This window comes from Avibacterium sp. 21-594 (assembly GCF_026226815.1).
In the GTDB taxonomy this organism is placed as follows: Bacteria; Pseudomonadota; Gammaproteobacteria; order Enterobacterales; family Pasteurellaceae; genus Avibacterium; species Avibacterium avium.
The window spans coordinates 1,434,933-1,458,278 of sequence record NZ_JAKKOC010000001.1 but is presented as its reverse complement, the minus strand read 5'-3'; the positions used below and the strand labels follow the sequence as shown (position 1 = coordinate 1,458,278).

The following is a 23,346-nucleotide window of genomic DNA, read 5'->3' as shown; positions in this document are numbered from 1 at the left end:
TGGGATAGGGTCCGTTATCCCCTTTAATAATTTTAAGCTAAAATTTTATCTAATTCTGCGCTTACTTCTTCCACTTTTTGTGTGCCATCTAAGCGGAAATATTTTGTATTGCCTGCTTTGGCCTCAGCCTGATAGTAATCTACCAATGGCTTGGTGGTGTTGTGATACACTTTCAAGCGATCTAACACGGTTTCAGGCTTGTCATCAGCACGGATAATTAAATCTTCACCTGTTATATCATCTTTGCCTTCTACTTTTGGCGGGTTATACACAACGTGGTAAGTACGTCCAGAAGCTTGGTGAACACGGCGACCGCTCATACGCTCAACAATCACTTCATCTGGTACATCAAATTCCAACACATAATCAATGCTAATACCGGCGTTTTTTAAGGCGTCCGCTTGCGGAATAGTGCGCGGGAAGCCATCTAATAAAAAGCCTTTTGCGCAATCATCTTGTGCAACACGCTCTTTCACAAGCGAAATAATTAAATCATCTGGCACAAGCTGTCCTGCGTCCATTAAGGTTTTCGCTTGTTTGCCTAATTCTGTTCCCGCTTTAATTGCCGCGCGTAACATATCACCCGTAGAAATTTGTGGAATACCAAATTTGTTCATAATAAATTGTGCTTGCGTGCCTTTTCCTGCACCTGGCGCACCTAAAAGGATAATTTTCATACTCACCTCAGTTATAAAAAAAGTTGATATAACATACCCTTAATAGCGTTAAAACTCAAGACTCCCATTATACAAGCAATCAAATTTATTTTAGTTGCGAGAAAAGACAGTAAAAAAGCACCGCACTTTATTGGGGCGTTATCAGTTTTTGCTTGGTAAAAAGAAAAAAGCCGTAAGTATTTTACTTACGGCTTCTTAGAATATGGCGGAGGAAAAGAGATTCGAACTCTTGGAGGGCGTAAACCCTCGCCGGTTTTCAAGACCGGTGCCTTCAACCACTCGACCATTCCTCCGTGGAACGAGGCGTATATTAGAGATTTCTGATATTCAAGTCAATCAATTCTTTTTAAAATTGATTCGTTTGATTGTTTTTAGTTCAATTGACCATTGTTTTTATTAAAAAAATAGCACGTCTAAATGTTTAACGTGCTATTTTTCATATTAAGAACGCTTCATAATCTCGAAAAACTCTTCGTTAGTTTTGGCAACGGCGAGTTTGTCAATAAGGAATTCCATTGCTTCCACTTCACCCATTGGATTAAGGATTTTGCGTAGAATCCACATTTTTTGTAGTTCGTCAGGGGTGGTGAGTAAGTCTTCTTTACGCGTTCCTGAACGGTTAAAGTCAATAGCTGGGAACACGCGTTTTTCAGCGATTTTACGTGAAAGATGGAGCTCCATATTCCCCGTGCCTTTAAATTCTTCAAAGATCACTTCATCCATTTTTGACCCTGTATCTACAAGTGCGGTGGCAATAATGGTTAAACTTCCGCCTTCTTCCACGTTACGCGCTGCACCGAAGAAACGTTTTGGACGATGTAACGCATTGGCATCCACACCACCAGAAAGGATTTTACCTGAAGCAGGGGTTACGGTGTTATAAGCTCGGGCAAGACGCGTGATACTATCTAATAAAATCACCACATCTTTTTTATGTTCAACTAAACGTTTTGCTTTTTCGATAACCATTTCAGCAACTTGAACGTGGCGTGAGGCGGGTTCATCAAAGGTTGAAGCAATTACTTCACCTTTTACCGAGCGCTGCATTTCGGTTACTTCTTCTGGACGTTCGTCAATTAATAACACGATAAGCACACATTCAGGATAATTATGGGTGATGCTCTGTGCAATATTTTGTAGCAACATTGTTTTCCCCGCTTTTGGCGGCGCAACAATCAAGCCACGTTGCCCTTTGCCGATAGGGGAGGCTAAATCTAAAATACGAGCGGTTAAATCTTCTGTTGAGCCGTTACCACGTTCCATTCTTAAACGGGAGTTAGCGTGAAGTGGCGTTAAATTTTCAAATAAGATTTTGCTACGAGAAACTTCAGGCTTGTCGTCATTAACGCGATCAACTTTGAGTAGGGCAAAATAACGCTCGCCTTCTTTTGGTGGGCGAATTTTACCTTCAATTTTATCCCCAGTTTGTAAATTGAAACGGCGAATTTGGCTTGGAGAAACATAGATATCATCAGGGCCAGCAAGGTAGGAGCTGTCAGCGGAACGTAAGAAACCAAAGCCATCAGGCAGGATTTCTAACACACCACCACCGAAAATATCCTCACCACTTTTGGCGTGCTGTTTTAAAATGGCAAAAACAATATCTTGTTTGCGTAAGCGGGCTAGATTTTCTAAACCCATTTGTTCTTCACCGAGTTTTACCAGCTCGGAAACAGGCATATTTTTAAGTTCTGTTAAATGCATAATAATTTGAAATGTTGTTAGATTGGAAAATGAATTTGTAATGAAGATATTTGAACATAGAATGGGCGTAAAGTTACCATTAAATAGCGGTGATGTCTAGAAAATAAAGGGGTAAATAATAAAAAAATTGGCTAGTTAGGGCTAAACAGTAATACAGTAATAAATCGCATAAACATTGTCAGATAATCTTAATGTATTCCGCTTGATCTTACCATTCTTATGCTATCTTATGTTATCACTTAATTACTGATATTAAGGTTTTCAAAGTAGCAAGGTGATGCAAGAATTGGTTCAATTCCAAGATTTTTCGCTATTTCATTTGATCCCACAGCAAGGATTATTCGTTAAAGGTTTTGGTCAAGCCTTCCAAGTTACACCGAATAATCAAGTTGATGTGGTGCATTTAGATCAAGGTCATATCGCCCAAGCCTAATTGAAAAAATTGCAAAAAAGCCCCGCACTCACTTTATTTTGCGGGGTTTTTATTATGGAGAAAAAGAGCGGTGAAAAATCTTGAAATTTTCTACCCCTCTTTGTATTAGAGTCATTTAGTTGCTAGATTATTTCACCAATCCGCCGCTGGCTTGGAGATCAGCGTGGTAAGAAGAACGCACGAAAGGCCCGCAGGCGGCGTGTTCAAAGCCCATTTCATTGGCTTTATCACGGAACTCGTCAAATTCTTCAGGCGGAACATAACGCGCGACTGGTAAATGATGGCGGCTTGGTTGTAAATATTGCCCGAGTGTAAGCATTGTTACGCCGTTGGTGCGTAAATCTTGCATTACTTGCAAAATTTCTTCGTTGGTTTCGCCTAAGCCCACCATTAAGCCTGATTTGGTTGGAATATCAGGGAACATTGCTTTGAACTCACGCAATAATTTGAGCGACCATTCATAATCTGCCCCCGGGCGAATATCACGATACAAGCGTGGCACATTTTCCAAATTGTGGTTGAACACATCTGGTGGATTATCTTTTAATTTTTCTAGCGCTTGTTCGATGCGTCCACGGAAATCAGGCACAAGGATTTCAATTTTGATCCCTGGATTAAGCGCGCGGATTTCTTTCACACATTCGGCGAAGTGGCCAGCACCACGGTCAGGCAGATCATCGCGATCCACTGAAGTGATCACCACATAACGTAATTTCATATCCTGAATAGTTTCGGCTAATTTGCGTGGTTCGTCAGGATCAGGCGGTAAAGGCTTGCCGTGTGCCACATCACAGAATGGGCAGCGGCGCGTACAAATTGCACCTAAGATCATAAAGGTTGCCGTGCCGTGGTTAAAACATTCGTGCAAGTTAGGGCAAGATGCTTCTTCACACACTGAATGCAAGCCGTGGCGGCGCATTCCATTTTTGATGCTATCAATTTTGGCTGAATTGGCTGGCAGTTTGATTTTCATCCACTCAGGCTTTTTCAATAAAGGCTGGTTGGGATCAATATTTTTTACTGGGATAATGGAAGTTTTTGCGGCATCACGATATTTTACGCCACGTTCCATTTTAAAAGGCGTTGCCATTAACGCTCCTATTTTTGTTAAGAATTTGTTACGGAATTATACCCCAATAATTGGGTGAAGTGTGTAACTAATTTGGGCGAAACCTTGTCTGGCTGTGCTTCTTCTTGCGGGATAAAATCTGCCATTTGACACATTTCAAGCCCTGCATAACCACAGGGGTTAATGTATAAGAAAGGCGTAAGATCCATATTAATATTTAGCGCTAAACCGTGGAAAGAACAGCCTTTGCGAATGCGTAAACCGAGCGAGCAGATTTTTTTGCCGTCCACATACACCCCTGGTGCATCGGCTTTGGGATAGCCTTCAATGCCGTAATCTGCCAGCGTTTGCACCACCGATTGCTCAAGGGCGGTAACCAGTTGGCGTACATTGAGATCTTTGCCTTGTGCTTTTAGGCGTTTAATGTCGATCAGCACATACATAACTTGCTGACCCAATCCGTGATAGGTGATTTGTCCGCCACGATCTGATTGCACCACAGGGATCGCGCTTTGTTGCAATAAATGTTCAGGCTTGCCCGCAGACCCTTGGGTGAACACCGCAGGGTGCTGAACGAGCCAGATTTCATCTTGGGTATTTTCATCACGATTATCAGTAAATTGCTGCATTTTATGCCAAATTTCTTGATAATCTTGCACGCCAAGTTGGCGGATAATAATGGATTGGGTCATCGCCTTTACCTTATTGTTTATGCAGATTAAAGCACCATTCTTACGCCATCAATTTTGGCAAGTTCGCTATAAAGGGTTTCCACTTGCTCAATATTTTCAGCCACAATATCCACTGAAATGGATTTGTATGTGCCTTTTCCGCTCACATTTTCACGCGGATTATAATCACCTTTGGCATATTTTTGTACCACAGCGATCACATCATCGGCTAAATCTGGACGGTTTGCACCTACCACTTTGAAGGTGAAATCACAAGGGAATTCAAGAAGATCTTTAAGTTGCTTTTGTGGAATATCTTCAAGTTTCACGACTTTTTCTTGTTCTGCCATTTTTTTGTCCTCAAATTTGTTAAAAATTTAGACCGCACTTTGATTAGTGCGGCCATTTGAGCTTTAGATTGGGAAGATTTTACCAATTTCAAGTTTAGCTGAATAAACTTTTTACAGTTAGCACTAACCAATCCCAGATTTTGCCGAAGAAACCGCCTTCTTCAACATTGTTCATTACTTGTAAATCCACTTTAGCAATGTCTTTGCCATCAAGCTGATAGGTGATTTTTCCTACCACTTGACCTTTCGCCAATGGCGCTTCAAGGTATTTTTTATCTAAATCATAACGGGCTTTCACTTCCGCTTGGCGACCTTTTGGCAAGGTGATAAATTGATCTTGCAGCACGCCAAGTTGTACTTTGCTGTTATCGCCATAATAAACGCTTTGTTCAGAAACGGTTTTGTTGGCTTCTAAGGCTTTGAAGGTTTCAAAGTTAGCAAATCCCCATTGCAATAATTTCTTGCTTTCAATTTCACGGCCTTTGTAAGTTGGCACGCCCATTACAACTGAAATTAAACGCATATTGCCATTACCTGTGGCAGATGCTACGAGATTATAGCCCGCTTTATCGGTATGCCCTGTTTTCATACCATCAACTTTAAGGGTTTTATCCCACAATAAGCCATTGCGATTTGGTTGGCGGATTTTGTTGAAAGTGAATTCTTTTTCCGCATAGATTTTGTATTCTTCAGGTAAATCACGAATGATATGCGCCCCAATTAATGCCATATCACGGGCGGAAGAATATTGATTTTCGTCATCTAAGCCGTGTACGGTGGTGAAATGGGTATTTTTTAGACCAAACTGTTCCACATATTTATTCATTGCATTGATGAAATTTTGTGTTGAGCCTGAAACGTGTTCCGCCATTGCCACACAAGCATCATTGCCCGATACCACAATGATCCCGCGGTTAAGATCGGCAACGGAAACCTGTTGGTTTAAATTTAGGAACATTTTTGATGAACCTGGGAAATTTTTACCCCAAGCGCTATTACCAATGGTAACCATATCCGTATCGTGGATTTTGCCTTGTTTTAACGCATCACCCACTACATAGCTTGTCATCATTTTGGTGAGTGAAGCAGGGTATTGGCGTTGATCAGGGTTAAATGCTGCTAACACCGCACCAGAATTGTAATCCATTAAAATATAGGTTTGCGCATTAAGTTGTGGTGCGGCAATGCCGTATTGAATATCTTCTGCAAAAAGATTTTGGCTTGCTCCTAATGTGGCAGTTAAAAATGCGATCTTTGTTTTCTTAACAATTTGTTTTAACATCATTTTTTCCTAAATTTAAGTTAGTTTTTATAGCTAGAAATCACAATTGGTTTGGTGCGATTAAGGCGGTGTAATTTGCTTTTTAGCGTTTGTGCCTGTTTCTTAGTTTTTACTGCGCCAAAGCGTACTTCATATTTTTTCTTATGGGAAATCATTTGTGCGTCAATTTTCATCTTTTTTGCTTTTTTCACGATTTCTTGCGCTTGAGATTTGCTTAAATCGAGCATTTTTAGCTGATAACCAGAAGGAATTTTCTTAGAATTAACCGCACTTTTTCCTTTGCTTGCGTTAGGTGAAACCACCAGACGTTTTTTAGCTTCCGCCGTTTTTGCCATTTTGGCTAAAGAATTTGCGCCCGCACCTGAGATTTTCCCATTACGATCAACATACATCGCTTCAACGCGTACTTTACCTAAGCCACTATGTACGATACCTAGCTGATTTGCCGCTTTGCGTGAAAGATCGATAATTCTGCCTTTTACGAATGGGCCACGATCATTAATTCGCACCACCACTTTTTTGCCATTACGCAGGTTAGTAACCAGTGCATAAGAGTTTAGGGGCAAAGTTTTATGGGCGGCGGTGTAACTGTTTGGATTGTAATATTCGCCATTTGACGTTTTGCGCCCAGCAAACATTCTGTGATAGTAACTGGCAACGCCTTCTTGACGATAATGTTTCGCATCTTTCTTATGTTTGGTGCTATAGGTTACCCCTTTGACTACATAAGAATAATTTTTTTCGCTAACAGGTTTGTGTGTTAAGGCTGCGCCTTTTACGCCATATAACTTGTGTGTTTCTGCGTGGCTGTTTGCGCTGGCAACTAAAAATACAAGTGCCGCGCTAAGTTTAAGTAAGAAGGTAAATTTCATTTTCATTTGTGTCTTATTAAATAGTTAGTCAGAGTAAAAAAGATTTATTTAGTTCCTTTAAAAAAATGTTCTTTGTGGGTGTGGATTGACATAATCAAGCCAAAACCTGCCATTAATGTTACAAAAGAAGTCCCTCCATAGCTCATTAACGGGAGCGGCACGCCCACCACGGGTAAAATGCCGCTCACCATTCCAATATTCACAAAAACATAAACAAAAAAGATCAGGGTCAATGCACCAACAAGGGTGCGACCGAAAGCATTTTGTGCTTCAACACCAATCATCAAACCTCTTGCCACAATAAATAAATAAAGGCACATCAAAATGGCAAAGCCAGCCATTCCGTGTTCTTCACTTAATACGGCAAAAATAAAATCGGTATGTGGTTCAGGCAAAAATTCTAGTTGGGATTGCGTGCCTTGCATCCAACCTTTGCCCCAAATACCGCCTGAACCAATGGCAATTTTTGATTGCAAAATATGATAACCCGCGCCAAGGGGATCTTTTTCTGGATCAAGTAAGGTTAGCACCCTTGTGCGTTGATAATCGTGCATTAGGTAAAACCACATTATAGGGATAAAACCAGCCAGCCCAATCACCGCAATTAAAATCAGCCACCAGCTCATTCCGGCCAGAAAAACAACGAAAATTCCAGACGCACTTACCAGAATTGATGTGCCTAAATCAGGCTGAATGGCAACCAATAGGGTAGGCACAATAATAATAAAGAGCGCGATAAAGGTATGTTTTAAAGTGGGTGGAAGCGGACGTTTGCCTAAATACACCGCCACCATTAATGGCACGGCCAGTTTGACGATTTCCGAAGGCTGAAAACGGAATAAACCGAGATCTAACCAACGCTGCGCACCTTTACTGGTTGTTCCCACCAAATCTACTAGAATCAGCAATACTATGCCCACACCAAATAAATAAGGGGCAATGCCCTGATAAAAACGCGGGGAAAGTTGTGCCATAACAAACATCACCACAAAGCCAAGGGTAACTTGAATGATACGGTTGCGGAACATCACTTCATTGCCACCTGAAGCGCTGTATAGCACTAATAGCCCATAGGCGGAAATAATCACAAGACCAATAAATAACCAGAAATCAATGTGTAAACGCTGCCACAAGTTGAGCCAGATTTTCTTTTCACTCATTATTCTGTTTCCTCTTGTTGGGGTTGTGTTTCGTTCTGTTTATTTTCCATTCGGCTTACTTGTGGAAGACGCTGATTAAGATAGTAATCCATAATTTTTCTTACCACTGGGCCTGCGTTGCTACCGCCACCACCGGCATTTTCTAAAATCACAGAAACCACAATTTTCGGATTTTCATAAGGGGCGTAGCCAATGAACCACGCGTGATCGTGCAATTCTTTGCTCAGTGATTTTGCGTTATAGGTTTGGTTTTCTTTTAAGCTGAAAACCTGTGCTGTGCCTGATTTTCCTGCAACGTGATAGTTCGTGCCAGCAAAGGCTTTACGCCCTGTCCCGTTGCTCGCATTAATCACGTTATACATACCGCGTTTGGCTTGTGCCCAATAGCTATCATTGGCTTCAATGTCGGGATATAACAAGGGATCTTTGTAAGGTTCAAAGAAAGAGCCTTCCACCCCTTTCATTAAGTGCGGTGTGTTTACTTTGCCATTATTAATCAAGATAGCTAAGGCCTTTGCCACTTGCAATGGCGTTGCTGTCCAATAGCCTTGTCCAATACCCACGGAAATGGTATCACCCTGTAGCCAAGGTTTTTTATACCGTTTTTGTTTCCATTCGCGCGAAGGCATAATTGCCGAGGTTTCTTCACGAATATCTAAACCCGTTGGCATACCAAAACCAAAGGCTTTCATCCAACCAGAAAGTTTATCAATCCCCATATTGTAAGCGAGCTGATAAAAGTAAGTATCGGAAGATTCGGTAATCGCTTTATTGAGATCCGTATAACCGTGGCCTGATTTTTTCCAGTCACGGAAACGTTTGGTGCTATTTGGCAACATCCAATAGCCCGGATCAAACACCGTTGTGCTTGGCGTGATCAAGGCTTCTTGCAAACCAGCTACCGCAATAAACGGTTTTACCGTAGAAGCTGGCGGATAAGCCCCTTGCGTAACACGGCTATAAAGCGGACGCTCAGGATCTTCAAGCAGGCGTTTGTAATCTTTACCTGAAATGCCATCAACGAAAAGGTTATTATCATAACTTGGGGTTGAAACCATCGCTAAAATGCTGCTGTCTTTTGGATCTAGCACCACCACCGCGCCTTTATGTCCCGCTAACAGATCAGTGATATAACGTTGCAATTCTAAATCAATGGTGAGATGAATGCTTTTACCCGCCACCGCAGGCTGTTCGCGTAATTTACGAATCACCTTACCACGGTTGTTAATTTCTACTTCTTCAAAGCCCACTTCACCGTGTAATTGTTCTTCGTAATAGCGTTCAATACCTAGCTTGCCGATATTGTGCGAGCCAGCATAATTGGCATATTTGTCTTCTTTTTTCAGGCGTTCCACATCTTTATCATTAATTTTTGCCACATAACCTAAAATATGGGTGAGCGGTTCGCCGTACAAATAATGACGTTTAAAATAAGGTTTAACGGATAAACTCGGGAATTGATGCTGATTTACCGCAAAACGTGCGATCTGTTCTTCGGTGAGATCAGGCTTGAGTAAAATGGACGTATAGCGCGAAGAACGGCGGCGTTCTTTCTTAAAATTCGCAATATCGTCTTCATTTAACCCTACCATTTGCTTGAGCTGTTCAAAAGTGCGGTCTAAATTTTCCACTTTTTCTGGCACGATGTATAAGCCAAAAAAGGTGAGATTTTCGGCAAGCAATTTGCCATAGCGATCGTAAATCAAACCGCGTGTTGGTGGCAACGGCAATAATTTGATACGGTTACCGTTAGAACGGGTTTGATAAGTGTCATAATTGACGATTTGCAGATGATATAAATTGGTGAGCAAAATTGCAGACAGCCCAAGCACGCCTAAAAAAGACACTAAGGCGCGGCGAATAAACAGGTTACGCTCCGCTTTTTTATCGCGGATCGGCTCCATTGTTGGCTGAGAAAGCAATTTCTTTAAATCCATTGATTACTCTCGATGATAAGGGTGATTGGTAGTAATCGACCAAGCACGATACAAACTCTCCGCCACCACCACGCGCACTAAAGGGTGGGGTAAGGTTAAAGGGGAAAGCGACCAGCTTTGTTCGGCGGCAGCTTTACATTCTGGCGATAAACCTTCAGGCCCGCCGATCAATAGGCATAAATCTCGTCCATCATTTTTCCAACCCTCCAGCTGTTGTGCCAGTTGTTCGGTTGTCCAAGGCTTACCGGGAATGTCTAAGGTCACAATCTTATTGCGCCCACAAGCCGCCAGCATTGCTTTGCCTTCTTGCTCCAAAATGCGTTTAATGTCCGCATTTTTGCCACGTTTGCCCGCAGGGATTTCGATTAGCTCAAAGGGCATATCCTTTGGGAAACGGCGTTGATATTCTTCGAAGCCTGTGGCGACCCAAGCAGGCATTTTTGTGCCTACCGCAATTAATTGGATTTTCATTTAGCCCCAAAGTTTCTCTAATTGATACATTTCACGGCTGTCTGCTTGCATAATATGCACCATCGCTTGCCCGAAATCGACCACCACCCAATCTGCGGTGGCTTTACCTTCTTCACCAAAAGATTCAAAACCTGCTTGTTTGCTTTCATCAATCAGTTTTTGCGCCAAAGAACTAATATGACGGCTTGATGTGCCTGTGCAAATAATCATATTATCCGTTACGCTTGATTTGCCTTGCACATCTAAATGCAAAATATCAACGGCTTTTAAATCGTCTAATTTGTTAATTAAAAAATCTACTAATGTTGTCATACGAAATATTATCGCTCATTAAATTTGTGTGTTAAAAATCTGTCAATTCTATCACGAGATAAAACAGAAATAATAGAAAAAATCACCGCACTTTTCTTGTTTATGTTTTGTTTATAAAAGTGCGGTGGAATTTTGGCGATTTTTTGAGATTAATAACGCTTTTTAAAATTGCGTTTATTATTTTGATAATGGCTTTGCCCAGTGCGTTTGCGGTAAGGTTTTGGCAAATCACTGAGTAGCGCTTGCGGATCATATTGGCTCACTGGAATGGAATGGCCAATATATTCTTCAATGGCAGGTAAATTCATTGCATATTCTTCACAAGCAAAACTAATGGAAACGCCGCTTTCGCCTGCGCGCCCTGTGCGGCCAATGCGATGCACATAATCTTCGCGATCATCAGGCAAATCATAGTTGAAAACGTGCGTAACATCAGGAATATGCAAGCCACGCGCGGCAACATCGGTGGCCACTAAAATATCTAATTTGCCTTCAGTGAATTGCTGTAATAAGGCAAGGCGTTTTTTCTGTGCCACATCGCCTGTGAGCAGCCCCACACGATGTCCATCAGCGGCTAAATAGCCCCAAATTTCTTCGCAGCGATGTTTGGTGTTCGCGAAAATAATGCAACGCTCAGGCCATTCTTCTTCCAACAATGTCATTAATAACGCCATTTTGTCTTGGTTAGACGGATAAAACAGTTCTTCTTTAATACGGTGGCCTGTTTTTTGCAGCGGTTCAACTTCCACATACTCAGGATCATTCATATCTTCAAAAGCAAGCTCACGCACTTTATAAGAAAGAGTCGCGGAAAAGAGCATTGTTAAGCGTTCAGCAGGGGGCGGACATTTTCGCAGTAAGTAGCGAATATCTTTGATAAAGCCTAGATCGAACATTCGATCTGCTTCATCTAGCACCACCACTTCAATATCCGTTAAGCGAATAATGCCTTGTTTGACGTAATCAATCACGCGTCCTGTTGTGCCGATTAAAATATCAATGCCTTGCTCAATCACTTTAAGCTGTTTATCGTAGCCATCACCCCCATAAGCTAGCCCCATTTTTAGTCCTGTGGCTTGTGAGAGCGCCGCGCCATCATTGCTAATTTGCACGGCAAGCTCGCGCGTGGGCGCTAAAATTAACGCACGCGGTTGCGTGGCATTATGCTGCGAATTTTCGCTTAATAAATGATGAAAGGTGGCGGTGAGAAAGGCCATTGTTTTGCCGGTGCCTGTTTGCGCTTGCCCTGCTACATCACGCCCTGCAAGGGTGATTGGCAAAGAAAGGGCTTGGATTGGCGTGCAGTATTTAAAACCGTTTTTTTCTAAACACTGTAATACGCTTGGATTTAGTGGTAAATCAGCAAAACGTTGCTGAGTTAAATGATCATTTTGCATAGTTATCTGACTATTTTCGATTGTATGAGAAAAAATTGTACTAAGCATAGCACGAAGGGCAGAAATCCCCAAAAATTCTTCTTTTCTCTCTAAAAAAGCAATAAATAAAGCGTGGTTAAAAATGTAGCATTTATTGGTTGTTTTTTATTACTTCTTATTTTGTTTTGTAGCAAGAATAAATTACCCCGTTATGCTTAGAAAAGGCAAATTTCCTAGGATTTTGATAACTCTTAAGGGTTATTTTTGTGTAGCAAAAATAACTCAAAAAGGTTATTCCTAATAAAAACATTGATCAAACGCAAAAAATAGCAAAATAGCGCTGAAAAATGAGAATGAATTTGTTATTTTTAAGCGTGAAAAACTTTCTCTTAATTCATTATCATATTGTTTTTAATGAGAAAAATTATCATTTATTGCTTAAGTTTATTTGTTGTACAACATTGATCAATGTATGGAGTAATTATCGTGAACATTTTCAGAAAAACTTTAGCTTCTCTGGCGATTGCTGGATTGACTTTAGTGTCTGCGCAACCTTTGATGGCGGCAGATAATAGTGTAGCAGAAAAGCGAGCTCCAACTCGTGAGGAATTAGCAAAACCAAATCCTGATTTGAAAATTCAAGCAATCAGTGAACAATTTGCTGAAAAATATCCAAAACAATATAACAGTTGGGCTGCAACTGCAGAATCTACGGAAATTGTTCCGGCAATTGAAGTTGATCCTAGAATGATCGTAATGTGGGGCGGTTATGCGTTCTCAAAAGAATATAACAAACCGCGTGGTCACTTCTATACCGTAACTGACGTGCGCAATATTTTGCGTACAGGTGCGCCGTTTGATGCTAACAGCGGCCCACAACCAATGGCGTGCTGGACGTGTAAAGGCCCAGATGTGCCACGTTTAATTGCTGAATGGGGTGAAGAAGAATACTTCAACGGCAAATGGGCAAAAGGTGGCGCTGAAGTGGTAAATTCTATCGGCTGTGCTGACTGTCACGACACTACATCAAAAGATTTTGCAGAAGGTAAACCTGCTTTACGCATCGCTCGTCCGCACGTTTTACGCGCCTTAGATGCGATCGGAAAAGACTTCGCTCATTTAGATAAAACAGACAAACGTGGCGCAATTTGTGCTAACTGTCACGTTGAATATTACTTTGATAAAAAAGTGGTAAACAATGTGGTATTCCCTTGGATGAAAGGGGTAGATGTGGATAGTATGGAACAATACTATGACAATATCGAATTCTACGATTGGATTCACTCTATCTCTAAAACACCAATGTTAAAAGCACAGCACCCAGACTATGAAACTTGGTTACAAGGGACACACGGTAAAAATGGCGTAACCTGTGTGGATTGCCATATGCCAAAAGTACAAGGGGCTGATGGTAAAGTTTACACGGACCACAAAATTGGTAATCCGCTGGATTCTTTTGAAAACACCTGTGCAAACTGCCACGATCAAAGTAAAGAAACTTTAACCAAAGTGGTAGCAGGTCATAAAAAAGACATCAAAGACGTGATGATTAAACTTGAAGACCAAATCGTGAAAGCACACTTTGAAGCGAAAGCGGCTTGGGACGCAGGTGCAACAGAAGAAGAAATGAAACCAGCATTACAAGCTATCCGTCACGCACAATGGCGTTGGGATTATTCTGCTGCGGGCCACGGTGGTCATATTCACGCACCAGATATTATCTTAAAAACCATTGCAACAGGCTTAGATCGTATTGCTGATGCACGTACTAAATTAGCCATTATTCTCACCAAACACGGTGTGAAACAGCCAATCAATTACCCAGATATTTCAACAGCTGAAAATGCGTGGAAAGCAATGGGCATTGATATTGAAAAAGAACGTGCAGCGAAAGCGAAATTCCTCAAAGAAGTTGTTCCACAATGGAATAAAGAAGCGTTAGAAAAAGGCTTAATGGAGAAAGCTCCACCAGCAAAATAAGCCAAAAAGTAACCGCACTTTATTAAGTGCCGACTTAGGAAGAAACCTTAAAGTGGGAAGAAAACTAAAGTGCGGTCTATTTTGAACGAAAATTTGAGGTAATAAGAAATGAACGTTGTATTAAAGAAAATGGTGAAACTGGCGGCATTATTGGGGGTGATGATTGTTGCATTGCCCGCATCAGTCGAGAGTAAAACTGTGGAGCTTAGTTATCAACCCACGTTGGAAAACCAGCGTAATCCTAATGAATACTGTGCGAAATGCCACAAATTAGAAGCCACTGATGAACAATCTGGCGGTGATTTACATTTTGGTAAATTCCACGGTACGCACTTATCGAAAACCAATCCAAGCACAGGCAAGCCGATTACCTGTGTGAGCTGCCACGGTAATATTTCTGAAAATCACCGCCGTGGTGCGAAAGATGTAATGCGTTTTGAAAGCGATATTTTCTCTGACAAAAAACCAATGTTCTCTGTGCAAGAGCAAAATCAAGTTTGCTTCTCTTGCCACCGTCCTGAAAAATTACGCGAGAAACTTTGGGCGCACGATGTTCACGCAATGAAATTGCCTTGTGCGGCGTGCCATACTTTGCACCCAGAAAAAGACGCAATGAAAGGCATTGAGAAAAAACAACGCATTAAACTTTGCGTGGATTGTCACGGAGAACAACAAAAACGCAAAGCCTTAAAAGATCTTGACCCGACCAGCGAACAAAAGGATAACAAATGACAACTTGCTCACGCCGTAATTTTGTTTCTGGAATGGGCGCTTTGATCCTAATGACAGGAACAACAATTAAGTTAGTAGCACAAGATAAGGCAGAAGAAAAGCCGATTCGTTATGCAATGTTGCACGATGAAACCGCTTGTATTGGTTGTACCGCTTGTATGGACGCGTGTCGTGAAACCAACCAAGTGCCAGAAGGCGTTTCACGTTTAGAAATTATTCGTAGCGAACCTTATGGCGAATTTCCTGACGTGAAATATGAATTTTTCCGTCATTCGTGCCAGCATTGTACCAATGCACCTTGTGTTGCTGTGTGTCCAACAGGGGCTTCATATATTGATGCTTCCACTGGTATTGTTGATGTCAACAAAGATCTTTGTGTTGGCTGTCAATACTGTATTGCCGTATGTCCATATCGCGTGCGCTTTATTCACCCTGTGTATAAATCCGCCGATAAATGTAACTTCTGTCGCGATACTAATTTGGCAAAAGGCAAACAGCCAGCTTGTGTAGAAGCTTGCCCAACCAAAGCCCTAACCTTTGGTGATACCAACGATCCGCAAAGTGAAATTTCTTTGAAACTGAAAGAAAAACAAACCTATCGTACAAAAGTTGAATTAGGTACAGATCCAAATCTTTACCACGTTCCAGCTAGAGCAGGGGAGATCAGACGATGAACAGTCCATTTCATTTCCCATCTTTAGTGTGGGACGGGCCGATTGCGATTTATCTCTTTTTATTAGGGATTTCCGCAGGGGCAACAATGCTTGCGGTATTGCTAAAACGTGCAGGATTAGCAGGGGAACGCCCGGAAGAGAACAATATCTTAAAGGTTAATGCCTTGCTTGCACCGATTAGCATTACCATTGGTTTATTGCTATTGATTTTCCACTTAACCAAACCTTGGACATTCTGGTATTTAATGTTCAATTATCACCACACCTCAATTATGTCCGCAGGGGTGATGTTGTTCCAAGTGTATATGTTGTTCTTGATATTATGGTTAGCGATTATCTTCAAATCACTAGTATTGAGCCTTGTGAAGCGCTTTGTGCCGAAACTTGCAAATCTTGCAGAGAAAATCATTGATATTGCTGCTAAATTCACTAATGCCATTGAGATCATTACCTTATTGCTTAGCGTAGCGTTAGGGGCATATACAGGGTTCCTACTTTCTGCATTAGTGAGCTATCCAATGCTAAATAACCCAGTCTTGCCGGTGTTATTCTTGGCATCAGGTACGTCATCGGGCATTGCGGCATTGATTTTCTTCACCATTTTATGCACCAAAGAAAGCACTCATTCCAAAGGCTTGGCGTTCTTACATAAATTTGAACAGCCAGTGGTGTTGATTGAAGCTTTCTTATTGTTCGCTTTCTTCTTTGGTTTATACCTTGGTGGTGGACAAAAAACCGTGGCATTTCACACCGCACTTTCGGGTGGCTTCTGGGCGAATGTCTTCTGGATCGGCGTGGTAGGCATTGGGATTGTGTTACCCCTCTTACTCAACGCTGTTGCAGGTGAGAAACTCAAACACCAAAAAGGCTTTATGCTGATTGTGGCAGGATTGGGGTTAATCGGGGTACTTTGCTTGCGTTACTTCATTTTATACGCAGGGCAAATGACTTTGGCCTAATCAAAACAGTCAATGATTATCAGGGCGAACCAAGGTGTTCGCCTTTGTTTTAATGGCGTTTTTTGCCGTAAATCCCCTAATGGCAAAGGGAAAACGGGCGAGAAAAGTCATTTGCAGAAAATAAAGTGCGGTGCATTTTTACGCATTTTTATCACTGCTTGAATTGAGAATGAGCTTGATGATTTTTCTGCATAACACAATGACATTGCTACGCATTTTCTCTAAAATACACAACAAATTAACCAACGAATATGACAATGATCCCAGAACTTGCTTTTCTTGCTTTACTTTTTGCTCTTGTTTCCGCATTGCTGTTGGCGATTGTGCCGCATATTGGGATTAAACAAGGCAATCCACGCCTAATTACATCGGCGTGGAATTTGAGTTATCTGTTTGGGATTTTTACCACCCTTTCCTTGCTTGGGCTAGCTTATTGCTTTGCGACTGATGATTTTTCCGTGCAATATGTGGCGGCGCATTCTAATTCTGCCTTACCGCAATTTTTCAAAATTGCCGCCACTTGGGGCGGACACGAAGGCTCAATGCTGTTTTGGCTATTTTCGTTGGGATTATGGACAATGGCATTTGCCTTTTTTAGCCGTAAAATTGATCCCATTATTGCCAGCCGAACGCTGTCTATTTTAGGCTTGCTGTGTTTTGGTTTTGCGCTGTTTATCGTATTTTTTTCCAATCCTTTTGAGCGTTTATTTCCTAGCCCTTTGGAAGGACGTGATCTTAACCCGATGCTGCAAGATATAGGGTTAATTTTTCACCCACCGTTGCTTTATTTTGGCTATGTAGGCTTTGCGGTGAATTTTGCTCTCACCCTTGCCACCTTGTTAAGTGGACATTTTGATGCCGCGCTGGCTCGCTGGACACGCCCTTGGGTGCTGGTTTCTTGGTTCTTTTTAACCTTAGGCATAATGCTCGGTGCGTGGTGGGCATATTATGAGCTTGGCTGGGGCGGCTGGTGGTTCTGGGACCCAGTTGAAAACGCTTCATTAATGCCGTGGTTGCTTGGGCTAGGGCTATTGCATAGTTTATCCGTGAGCGAACAACGTGGCGTTTTCCATTATTGGACGATTTTATTTTCCCTGTTTGCCTTTGCATTCAGTTTATTAGGTACGTTTATTGTGCGTTCGGGCGTGCTAACTTCTGTACACGCTTTTGCTATGGACGGAGAGCGGGGAATGGCGTTGTTAATGCTCTTTTTCTTGCTCACCACTTGCTCGCTCACCTTATTTGCGCTGAAAGTGAATGTGCGCCCAAGTGAAAATAGTGCGGTGCATTTTTCCTTTTTTTCTAAAGAAAGCCTAATGCTCATAGCCAATATTTTGGTGGCAGTCGCCACGGCAAGCGTATTTTTAGGCACATTTTATCCAATGCTATTTAGCACAATGGGCTGGGGTTCGATTTCTGTCGGCGCGCCTTACTTTAACACCATTTTCTTGCCCCTTATTGTGCTGGCATTGCTGGCGATGATTTTTGTCGTCAGTGCATTTTGGAAAAAAATCCACCGCACTTTGTTGTGCCGCAATGTCTTATTGCTAATTCCTGCCTGTGGGCTTGCTTATGCAATGATCGCATTCACCATTCAAAATGATGAAACCTTACATTTTCAAGCCTTGCCTTTTGCGTTAATTAGCTTGGCGTTTTGGTTGCTTGGCGTTACTCTTTGGGGCGCGTGGCGATCCCTTTCCTTAAAGCGTTGGACAATGGTAATCGCCCATTGTGGGTTAGCACTTACGGTGATTGGTGCGACAATGTCGAGCTATTTTGCTAGTGAAATTGGCGTGCGCTTATCGCCTAACCAAAGCCAAATGCTGAACGGCTATGAGTTTCACTACCTTGGTTTTCGTAATGAACTCGGGCCCAATTACACCAGCGAAGTGGCGCAATTTGAGATAACAAAAAACGGCAAAAAAATCACCGCACTTTATCCTGAACGCCGTTATTATGAAGTGCGCACGATGAATATGTCGGAAGTTGGCTTGTATTGGAACTTGCTTGGCGATATTTATATTGTGATGGGGGATAAACTTGGCGCGGGCGAATTTTCGTTCCGTCTGCATTACAAGCCTTTTGTACGCTGGCTGTGGATTGGCGCAACCTTAATGGCGTTTGGTGCATTATTGGGCGCCCTTGCCTTGCGCACAAGGAGAGCGAAAGATGAATAGAAAAATCATTGTGTTTCTGCCCTTATTCTTGATCATTGCAGTCTGTGGTCTTTTGTTGCTAGGACTGCATAATGATCCGAAAAAAATTGCGTCCGCGTTAATTGGCAAGCCCGTGCCTGAATTTTATCAAAGTGATCTGCTTGAGCCTGAAATCAATGTGAGCAACGCATCTTTGCCGAAAGAAACTTATCTCATTAATGTATGGGGCAGTTGGTGTGCCTATTGCAAGCAAGAACACGCCTTTTTAATGCGCTTGCAAAGTCAAGGCGTGCCGATTGTGGGGCTAAATTATCGGGATAAACGGCAAAATGCCTTGCTAATGTTGCAGGAAATGGGCAATCCTTTTCATCAGGTGATTGATGATAGCAAGGGCTTATTTGCAATGAAATTGGGTGTGGACGGTGCGCCAGAAACCTATTTGGTTGATGCCAACGGCATTATTCATTATCGCTATTCAGGGCCATTGGATCAGCAAATTTGGCAACAAGAATTTCTGCCCTTATGGCAAAAATTAGCAAAAAATGCACCGCACTTAGCGTTGCAAGAAACAGCTAAGCAAGAAACGGCTAAGCAAGAAACGGCTAAACAGGAAGGAAAAGAATGAAAAAATGGTGGTTAGTCGTCATAACATTTTTCGCAATCAGCCAACTGGCTCAGGCAGAAATGGTGGATACCTTTGAATTTAGCAATCCTGCCGAGCGCACCCGAGCCGTGGCCTTGGCGAAATCCCTGCGTTGCCCACAATGTCAAAATCAAAACTTGGTGGAATCCAATTCGCCCATTGCTTATGATCTGCGTATTGAAGTGTATAAAATGGTGGAAGCCGGCAGCAGCAACGAGCAAATCATTGACGTGATGACGAGCCGCTTCGGTGATTTCGTGCGCTATAATCCGCCAGTGAAATCCACCACCCTGTTATTGTGGGGCTTGCCTTTCTTCTTGCTATTGCTTGGGGCGCTAGCAATGTGGCGAATGTTGTGCGTGAAGCCAAAGCCGCAAAATTCAGCACTCAGCGCAGAGCAACAGCAAGCATTAAACAGTTTATTAGCCAAAACGGATAAATCAGAATGACTTTTTTCATCGGCGTAGTCCTTTTACTCTTGATTAGCCTTGGGCTTTGGTTGCCTTTAGGGCGCGGAATAAATTGGCAGAAAAATTATCGCCAACAGCAAAATATCGCCCTTTATCAGCAACAAACGAAAGGTCAGCTTGATCCAGAATTAGCGCAGGAATTTGCCCAACGTTTACTTGATGATGAAAAACAGCTTGAAAAACAACCGCACTTTGCGATGGCTTCAACATTGAAAAGTCGTCCTTATTTTGTGGCGTTGAGCCTATTATTGATTGCGTTGCCTATGGGATATTATTTTTCCCTTGATCGCTTTTCCGCTGAACAGCAATACCAGCAACAACTTCAAGCAAAACAAACGATTACAACGCAATCTGCCGATCCCTTTGCGGAATCATTTAATGGGCAAAGTGCGGGGCAAAAAAATGAAACTTATGTGGAAAAAATTGAGCAACGTTTGCGCCAAAATCCCAACAACAGTGAGGCTTGGATCGAGTTAGGGCAGGCTTATATGCAAAATAATGAGTTCGATAATGCCTTGGTGGCTTATTCTTATGCCGATCGCTTAACAGGCGGAAAACCTGAAATTTTAGGCTTAGCGGCAAATGCGTTGTATCAAAAAGCAGGGCAAAAAATCACCCCACAGGTGCAAGCTATGCTTGATCAAGCGCTCTCGCAAGATCCGAAAGAAGCATCGAGTTTATCGCTGTTGGCCGGAGAAGCCTTTGTACAAACGGATTATCCCAAAGCCATTGCCCTTTGGCAAAAGGTGCTAGATTCGGATAAATCGGGGATCGATCGGCGCACTATTATTCAAAGTATGCAAATGGCAGAAATGCTACAAAACGCCAAAAAAGGAGCTGCGCAATGACACCTTATTTTTCTGATACGCTGATTATTGGCGCAGGAGCAGCAGGGCTGTTTTGTGCAGGTCAGCTTGGCAAGCAAGGCAAACAGGTAACGGTTTTAGATAGCGGTAAAAAAGCGGGACGGAAGATTTTGATGTCGGGCGGTGGCTTTTGTAATTTCACTAATTTAGAGGTTACGCCACAGCATTATCTTTCGCACAATCCTCATTTTGTGAAATCTGCTTTAGCACGTTTTACTCAATGGGATTTTATCGCGTTAGTGGCGGAATATGGCATTACCTATCACGAAAAAGAACTCGGACAACTATTTTGTGATGAAAGCGCGCAACAGATTGTGGATTTATTGCTTGCGAAATGTGTGAAATATCAGGTTAATATTCAGTTACGCCAGCACATAGAACAAGTTTCCGCCTTGGAGAATGGTGGTTTTACCGTGCAAGCGAACGGACAAACTTGGCATTGTCATCAACTTGTGGTGGCAACAGGTGGGCTTTCAATGCCCGCTTTAGGTGCTTCCCCTTTGGGCTATCAAATTGCTGAACAGTTTGGCTTGGCCGTGATCCCACCGCGTGCGTCCCTTGTGCCATTCCGTTGGCGAGAAACAGAGCAATTTTACACCGCACTTGCTGGCGTTTCTTTGCCTGTGCGTGTGAGTGCTGAAAATGGGCAGTCTTTTTTTAATCAATTATTGTTTACCCACCGTGGTATTTCTGGGCCAGCGATCTTACAAATTTCTAACTATTGGCAACCGAATGAATGGGTGGAAGTGGATTTATTACCAAATCAATCCATTGGCGATTATTTGCAGGAATTACGCCAAACTTCGCCGAAATTGCAGTTAAAAACCGCATTATCACGCGTTCTACCAACGAAATTAGTGGAGCTTTGGCAAGAACGCGAGATGATTCCAACGGAAACCTTGGCGAATTTAAGCAAAGTGCGGTTGGAAAATTTAGAAAATTTCATTCATCATTGGAAAATTTTCCCTAATGGCACGGAGGGTTATCGTACCGCAGAAGTCACAATGGGCGGTGTGGATACGCACGAAATTTCGTCAAAAACAATGGAAAGTAGCAAAGTCAAAGGGCTGTATTTTATTGGCGAAGTGCTAGATGTGACCGGCTGGCTTGGTGGTTATAACTTCCAATGGGCGTGGAGTTCCGCTTATGCCTGCGCAAGCCATATTGGTGAGCAGGGAAAGCCTGAATAACAAAATGGCTGGTATGAAACCAGCCAATTTTTTTATTTCTCTTTATCTTTTTCATCACAGTTATCAATATCACTACATTTACCGTAAAGATATAAACTGTGCGTTTTTAATTTAATACCGTGTTCTTCACTAATTTGTTTTTGTCGTTGTTCAATGATCTCGTCATTAAACTCAAAGACTTTGCCACAATCCACGCAAATAATATGATCGTGATGTTCACTCGGTGCAAGTTCAAAAACGGATTTATTTCCTTCAAAGTTATGGCGAATGAGAATATTTGCTTCATCAAATTGGTTAAGTACACGGTAAACCGTTGCTAAGCCAATATCTTCACCGCGTTCAAGCAATAGTTTATAAACATCTTCTGCAGAAAAATGTGACATACTATGTTCTTGCATTAACGCTAAAATCGTTAAGCGTGGCTCGGTAATTTTTAACCCTGCTTTTTTAAGAAGTTTAATATTTTCTTCAGACATAATGTTTCCTTTCTTTTGCTCTTGGTGGGTTACTCAACTAACTCAGCTAAACACATTTCATCAAAAACTTGTTTTGTCCATTTTTCAACACGTTCAGCAGTCAGTTCTGGCTGACGATCTTCATCAATACATAGACCTACAAATGTATTTTCGTCAACGAGTGCCTGCGAAACTTCAAAAGTGTAACCTTCCGTTGGCCAATGACCGACAATAATCGCACCTTTTGGTTCGATAATATCACGTACTGTTCCCATTGCATCGCAGAAATATTCTGCATAGTCTTCTTGGTCGCCACAACCAAAAATGGCGACTAATTTATCTGTGAAGTCAATTTCTTCTAAGGTTGGAAAAAAGTCGTCCCAGTCGCATTGGGCTTCACCATAGTACCAAGTTGGGATACCAATCATTAAAAAGTCATAGGCTTCAATATCTTCTTTCGTACTCTTGGCAATATCGCGAATATCTACCACTTCTGAGCCTAATTGTTTTTGAATCATTCGTGCAATGTTTTCAGTATTGCCCGTGTCACTACCATAAAATAAACCAACGATAGCCATTTTTATTTCCTATTTTCTTGAAATTTAAAATATTCTTGTAAAATCGTTACGATTAACTCTGAACGACTAACACGCTGTACAGACGCTAAATCTTCCAATTGTTGAACAATATCCGTATGCAATTTCAGCTCAACACGCTTTAAACCGCAGGATTTATCCCGTCTAAGTTGATTACGTTTGTTGATACGGAGTTGTTGTTCTCGGGTCAGCGGATTTGTTTTTGGGCGTCCCACTTTGGGTGTGTTAGCAAACAGATCTAAGGTTATGCAATCTGCATCTTGTTTTGCCATTTTTCAAATCACTGAACTGGTTAAAATGTAGCTAATTGA

25 protein-coding genes and 1 tRNA gene are annotated in these 23,346 nt (G+C 42.0%); 10 read left to right on the top strand and 16 right to left on the bottom strand.

What is annotated here, in order from left to right; all coding sequences use genetic code 11:
* Window positions 1–32: 32 nt before the first annotated feature.
* From adk to rho, 3 genes are all read right to left on the bottom strand, one after another.
* The gene (adk, locus tag L5B76_RS06880; protein ID WP_115249303.1) at window positions 33–677 is read right to left on the bottom strand and encodes an adenylate kinase; all 645 of its coding nucleotides are present in this window, start codon (window positions 675–677) and stop codon (window positions 33–35) included.
* A 203-nt stretch (window positions 678–880) separates the two neighbouring features.
* Window positions 881–970, bottom strand: a tRNA-Ser gene (locus L5B76_RS06875).
* A gap of 148 nt (window positions 971–1,118) precedes the next feature.
* Window positions 1,119–2,381: a transcription termination factor Rho gene (gene rho / locus L5B76_RS06870; RefSeq protein WP_265754786.1), complete on the bottom strand. Its 1,263-nt coding sequence runs from the start codon at window positions 2,379–2,381 to the stop codon at window positions 1,119–1,121.
* A 277-nt stretch (window positions 2,382–2,658) separates the two neighbouring features.
* On the opposite strand from rho, the gene L5B76_RS06865 reads away from it, so the two are divergent.
* Window positions 2,659–2,814, top strand: a complete 156-nt coding sequence (locus L5B76_RS06865) for a hypothetical protein (RefSeq protein ID WP_265754785.1) — start codon at window positions 2,659–2,661, stop codon at window positions 2,812–2,814.
* A gap of 127 nt (window positions 2,815–2,941) precedes the next feature.
* Here L5B76_RS06865 and lipA read toward each other — a convergent pair whose 3' ends face one another.
* The 10 genes from lipA to rhlB all read right to left on the bottom strand — a co-directional run bounded on the left by lipA (window position 2,942) and on the right by rhlB (window position 12,335).
* On the bottom strand, window positions 2,942–3,904 hold the full coding sequence (gene lipA, locus L5B76_RS06860) for a lipoyl synthase (protein WP_265754784.1): 963 nt from the start codon (window positions 3,902–3,904) through the stop codon (window positions 2,942–2,944).
* A 17-nt stretch (window positions 3,905–3,921) separates the two neighbouring features.
* Window positions 3,922–4,575, bottom strand: coding sequence for a lipoyl(octanoyl) transferase LipB (lipB, locus tag L5B76_RS06855; protein WP_103853967.1), 654 nt, complete (start codon window positions 4,573–4,575; stop codon window positions 3,922–3,924).
* Between the two features lie 26 nt (window positions 4,576–4,601).
* A complete protein-coding gene (gene ybeD, locus L5B76_RS06850) occupies window positions 4,602–4,904 on the bottom strand; it encodes a DUF493 family protein YbeD (RefSeq protein ID WP_103853968.1) in 303 nt (100 codons plus the stop codon).
* A 94-nt stretch (window positions 4,905–4,998) separates the two neighbouring features.
* Entirely contained in the window at window positions 4,999–6,186 is a 1,188-nt protein-coding gene (locus L5B76_RS06845; RefSeq protein ID WP_265755536.1) for a serine hydrolase, read from the bottom strand.
* A gap of 20 nt (window positions 6,187–6,206) precedes the next feature.
* Window positions 6,207–7,064, bottom strand: a complete 858-nt coding sequence (locus L5B76_RS06840; protein ID WP_265754783.1) for a septal ring lytic transglycosylase RlpA family protein — start codon at window positions 7,062–7,064, stop codon at window positions 6,207–6,209.
* A gap of 38 nt (window positions 7,065–7,102) precedes the next feature.
* A complete protein-coding gene (gene rodA, locus L5B76_RS06835) occupies window positions 7,103–8,218 on the bottom strand; it encodes a rod shape-determining protein RodA (RefSeq protein ID WP_265754782.1) in 1,116 nt (371 codons plus the stop codon).
* Window positions 8,218–10,155 carry a penicillin-binding protein 2 gene (gene mrdA, locus L5B76_RS06830; protein WP_265754781.1) on the bottom strand — a complete coding sequence of 646 codons (1,938 nt, stop codon included), beginning with the start codon at window positions 10,153–10,155 and terminating at the stop codon, window positions 8,218–8,220. Before mrdA ends, rodA begins: the two co-directional genes overlap by 1 nt.
* 3 nt (window positions 10,156–10,158) lie before the next feature.
* Window positions 10,159–10,626 (bottom strand): 23S rRNA (pseudouridine(1915)-N(3))-methyltransferase RlmH, encoded by a 468-nt coding sequence (gene rlmH, locus L5B76_RS06825; RefSeq protein WP_265754780.1) that lies wholly within the window; start codon window positions 10,624–10,626, stop codon window positions 10,159–10,161.
* Window positions 10,627–10,938: a ribosome silencing factor gene (gene rsfS, locus L5B76_RS06820; protein WP_103853974.1), complete on the bottom strand. Its 312-nt coding sequence runs from the start codon at window positions 10,936–10,938 to the stop codon at window positions 10,627–10,629.
* A 149-nt stretch (window positions 10,939–11,087) separates the two neighbouring features.
* On the bottom strand, window positions 11,088–12,335 hold the full coding sequence (gene rhlB, locus L5B76_RS06815) for an ATP-dependent RNA helicase RhlB (protein WP_265754778.1): 1,248 nt from the start codon (window positions 12,333–12,335) through the stop codon (window positions 11,088–11,090).
* Window positions 12,336–12,800: 465 nt separating this feature from the next.
* Between rhlB and nrfA the strand changes: the two genes are divergently transcribed.
* The 9 genes from nrfA (at window position 12,801) to L5B76_RS06770 (ending at window position 21,984) form a co-directional block, all read left to right on the top strand.
* On the top strand, window positions 12,801–14,294 hold the full coding sequence (gene nrfA / locus L5B76_RS06810; RefSeq protein WP_370445361.1) for an ammonia-forming nitrite reductase cytochrome c552 subunit: 1,494 nt from the start codon (window positions 12,801–12,803) through the stop codon (window positions 14,292–14,294).
* Window positions 14,295–14,402: 108 nt separating this feature from the next.
* Window positions 14,403–15,026, top strand: coding sequence for a cytochrome c nitrite reductase pentaheme subunit (nrfB, locus tag L5B76_RS06805; protein ID WP_265754777.1), 624 nt, complete (start codon window positions 14,403–14,405; stop codon window positions 15,024–15,026).
* Window positions 15,023–15,700: a cytochrome c nitrite reductase Fe-S protein gene (nrfC, locus tag L5B76_RS06800; protein ID WP_265754776.1), complete on the top strand. Its 678-nt coding sequence runs from the start codon at window positions 15,023–15,025 to the stop codon at window positions 15,698–15,700. Before nrfB ends, nrfC begins: the two co-directional genes overlap by 4 nt.
* Entirely contained in the window at window positions 15,697–16,659 is a 963-nt protein-coding gene (gene nrfD / locus L5B76_RS06795) for a cytochrome c nitrite reductase subunit NrfD (protein ID WP_265754775.1), read from the top strand. The genes nrfC and nrfD overlap by 4 nt, the downstream gene beginning before the upstream one ends.
* A gap of 257 nt (window positions 16,660–16,916) precedes the next feature.
* Complete coding sequence (gene nrfE / locus L5B76_RS06790) at window positions 16,917–18,836, top strand: heme lyase NrfEFG subunit NrfE (protein WP_265754774.1); 1,920 nt, start codon at window positions 16,917–16,919, stop codon at window positions 18,834–18,836.
* Window positions 18,829–19,440 carry a DsbE family thiol:disulfide interchange protein gene (locus tag L5B76_RS06785; RefSeq protein ID WP_265754773.1) on the top strand — a complete coding sequence of 204 codons (612 nt, stop codon included), beginning with the start codon at window positions 18,829–18,831 and terminating at the stop codon, window positions 19,438–19,440. The genes nrfE and L5B76_RS06785 overlap by 8 nt, the downstream gene beginning before the upstream one ends.
* Entirely contained in the window at window positions 19,437–19,907 is a 471-nt protein-coding gene (gene nrfF / locus L5B76_RS06780; RefSeq protein WP_265754772.1) for a heme lyase NrfEFG subunit NrfF, read from the top strand. The genes L5B76_RS06785 and nrfF overlap by 4 nt, the downstream gene beginning before the upstream one ends.
* Entirely contained in the window at window positions 19,904–20,776 is an 873-nt protein-coding gene (locus tag L5B76_RS06775; RefSeq protein WP_265754771.1) for a tetratricopeptide repeat protein, read from the top strand. The genes nrfF and L5B76_RS06775 overlap by 4 nt, the downstream gene beginning before the upstream one ends.
* A complete protein-coding gene (locus L5B76_RS06770; protein WP_265754770.1) occupies window positions 20,773–21,984 on the top strand; it encodes an NAD(P)/FAD-dependent oxidoreductase in 1,212 nt (403 codons plus the stop codon). Before L5B76_RS06775 ends, L5B76_RS06770 begins: the two co-directional genes overlap by 4 nt.
* Before the next feature lie 32 nt (window positions 21,985–22,016).
* On the opposite strand, the gene fur is transcribed toward L5B76_RS06770, so the two are convergent.
* The 3 genes from fur to ybfE are packed head-to-tail and all read right to left on the bottom strand — an operon-like array spanning window position 22,017 to window position 23,307.
* On the bottom strand, window positions 22,017–22,460 hold the full coding sequence (gene fur, locus L5B76_RS06765; protein ID WP_265754768.1) for a ferric iron uptake transcriptional regulator: 444 nt from the start codon (window positions 22,458–22,460) through the stop codon (window positions 22,017–22,019).
* Window positions 22,461–22,489: 29 nt separating this feature from the next.
* A complete protein-coding gene (gene fldA, locus L5B76_RS06760) occupies window positions 22,490–23,017 on the bottom strand; it encodes a flavodoxin FldA (protein WP_115249319.1) in 528 nt (175 codons plus the stop codon).
* A 2-nt stretch (window positions 23,018–23,019) separates the two neighbouring features.
* On the bottom strand, window positions 23,020–23,307 hold the full coding sequence (ybfE, locus tag L5B76_RS06755; protein WP_250349765.1) for a LexA regulated protein: 288 nt from the start codon (window positions 23,305–23,307) through the stop codon (window positions 23,020–23,022).
* Window positions 23,308–23,346: the final 39 nt, after the last annotated feature.

Excerpts from the sequence above, each read along its gene's own strand:
- adk (WP_115249303.1), bottom strand. The coding sequence starts at position 677 with ATGAAAATTATCCTTTTAGGTGCGCCAGGTGCAGGAAAAGGCACGCAA.
- rho (WP_265754786.1), bottom strand. The coding sequence starts at position 2,381 with ATGCATTTAACAGAACTTAAAAATATGCCTGTTTCCGAGCTGGTAAAA.
- L5B76_RS06865 (WP_265754785.1), top strand. The coding sequence starts at position 2,659 with ATGCAAGAATTGGTTCAATTCCAAGATTTTTCGCTATTTCATTTGATC.
- lipA (WP_265754784.1), bottom strand. The coding sequence starts at position 3,904 with ATGGCAACGCCTTTTAAAATGGAACGTGGCGTAAAATATCGTGATGCC.
- lipB (WP_103853967.1), bottom strand. The coding sequence starts at position 4,575 with ATGACCCAATCCATTATTATCCGCCAACTTGGCGTGCAAGATTATCAA.
- ybeD (WP_103853968.1), bottom strand. The coding sequence starts at position 4,904 with ATGGCAGAACAAGAAAAAGTCGTGAAACTTGAAGATATTCCACAAAAG.
- L5B76_RS06845 (WP_265755536.1), bottom strand. The coding sequence starts at position 6,186 with ATGTTAAAACAAATTGTTAAGAAAACAAAGATCGCATTTTTAACTGCC.
- L5B76_RS06840 (WP_265754783.1), bottom strand. The coding sequence starts at position 7,064 with ATGAAAATGAAATTTACCTTCTTACTTAAACTTAGCGCGGCACTTGTA.
- rodA (WP_265754782.1), bottom strand. The coding sequence starts at position 8,218 with ATGAGTGAAAAGAAAATCTGGCTCAACTTGTGGCAGCGTTTACACATT.
- mrdA (WP_265754781.1), bottom strand. The coding sequence starts at position 10,155 with ATGGATTTAAAGAAATTGCTTTCTCAGCCAACAATGGAGCCGATCCGC.
- rlmH (WP_265754780.1), bottom strand. The coding sequence starts at position 10,626 with ATGAAAATCCAATTAATTGCGGTAGGCACAAAAATGCCTGCTTGGGTC.
- rsfS (WP_103853974.1), bottom strand. The coding sequence starts at position 10,938 with ATGACAACATTAGTAGATTTTTTAATTAACAAATTAGACGATTTAAAA.
- rhlB (WP_265754778.1), bottom strand. The coding sequence starts at position 12,335 with ATGCAAAATGATCATTTAACTCAGCAACGTTTTGCTGATTTACCACTA.
- nrfB (WP_265754777.1), top strand. The coding sequence starts at position 14,403 with ATGAACGTTGTATTAAAGAAAATGGTGAAACTGGCGGCATTATTGGGG.
- nrfC (WP_265754776.1), top strand. The coding sequence starts at position 15,023 with ATGACAACTTGCTCACGCCGTAATTTTGTTTCTGGAATGGGCGCTTTG.
- nrfD (WP_265754775.1), top strand. The coding sequence starts at position 15,697 with ATGAACAGTCCATTTCATTTCCCATCTTTAGTGTGGGACGGGCCGATT.
- nrfE (WP_265754774.1), top strand. The coding sequence starts at position 16,917 with ATGATCCCAGAACTTGCTTTTCTTGCTTTACTTTTTGCTCTTGTTTCC.
- L5B76_RS06785 (WP_265754773.1), top strand. The coding sequence starts at position 18,829 with ATGAATAGAAAAATCATTGTGTTTCTGCCCTTATTCTTGATCATTGCA.
- nrfF (WP_265754772.1), top strand. The coding sequence starts at position 19,437 with ATGAAAAAATGGTGGTTAGTCGTCATAACATTTTTCGCAATCAGCCAA.
- L5B76_RS06775 (WP_265754771.1), top strand. The coding sequence starts at position 19,904 with ATGACTTTTTTCATCGGCGTAGTCCTTTTACTCTTGATTAGCCTTGGG.
- L5B76_RS06770 (WP_265754770.1), top strand. The coding sequence starts at position 20,773 with ATGACACCTTATTTTTCTGATACGCTGATTATTGGCGCAGGAGCAGCA.
- fur (WP_265754768.1), bottom strand. The coding sequence starts at position 22,460 with ATGTCTGAAGAAAATATTAAACTTCTTAAAAAAGCAGGGTTAAAAATT.
- fldA (WP_115249319.1), bottom strand. The coding sequence starts at position 23,017 with ATGGCTATCGTTGGTTTATTTTATGGTAGTGACACGGGCAATACTGAA.
- ybfE (WP_250349765.1), bottom strand. The coding sequence starts at position 23,307 with ATGGCAAAACAAGATGCAGATTGCATAACCTTAGATCTGTTTGCTAAC.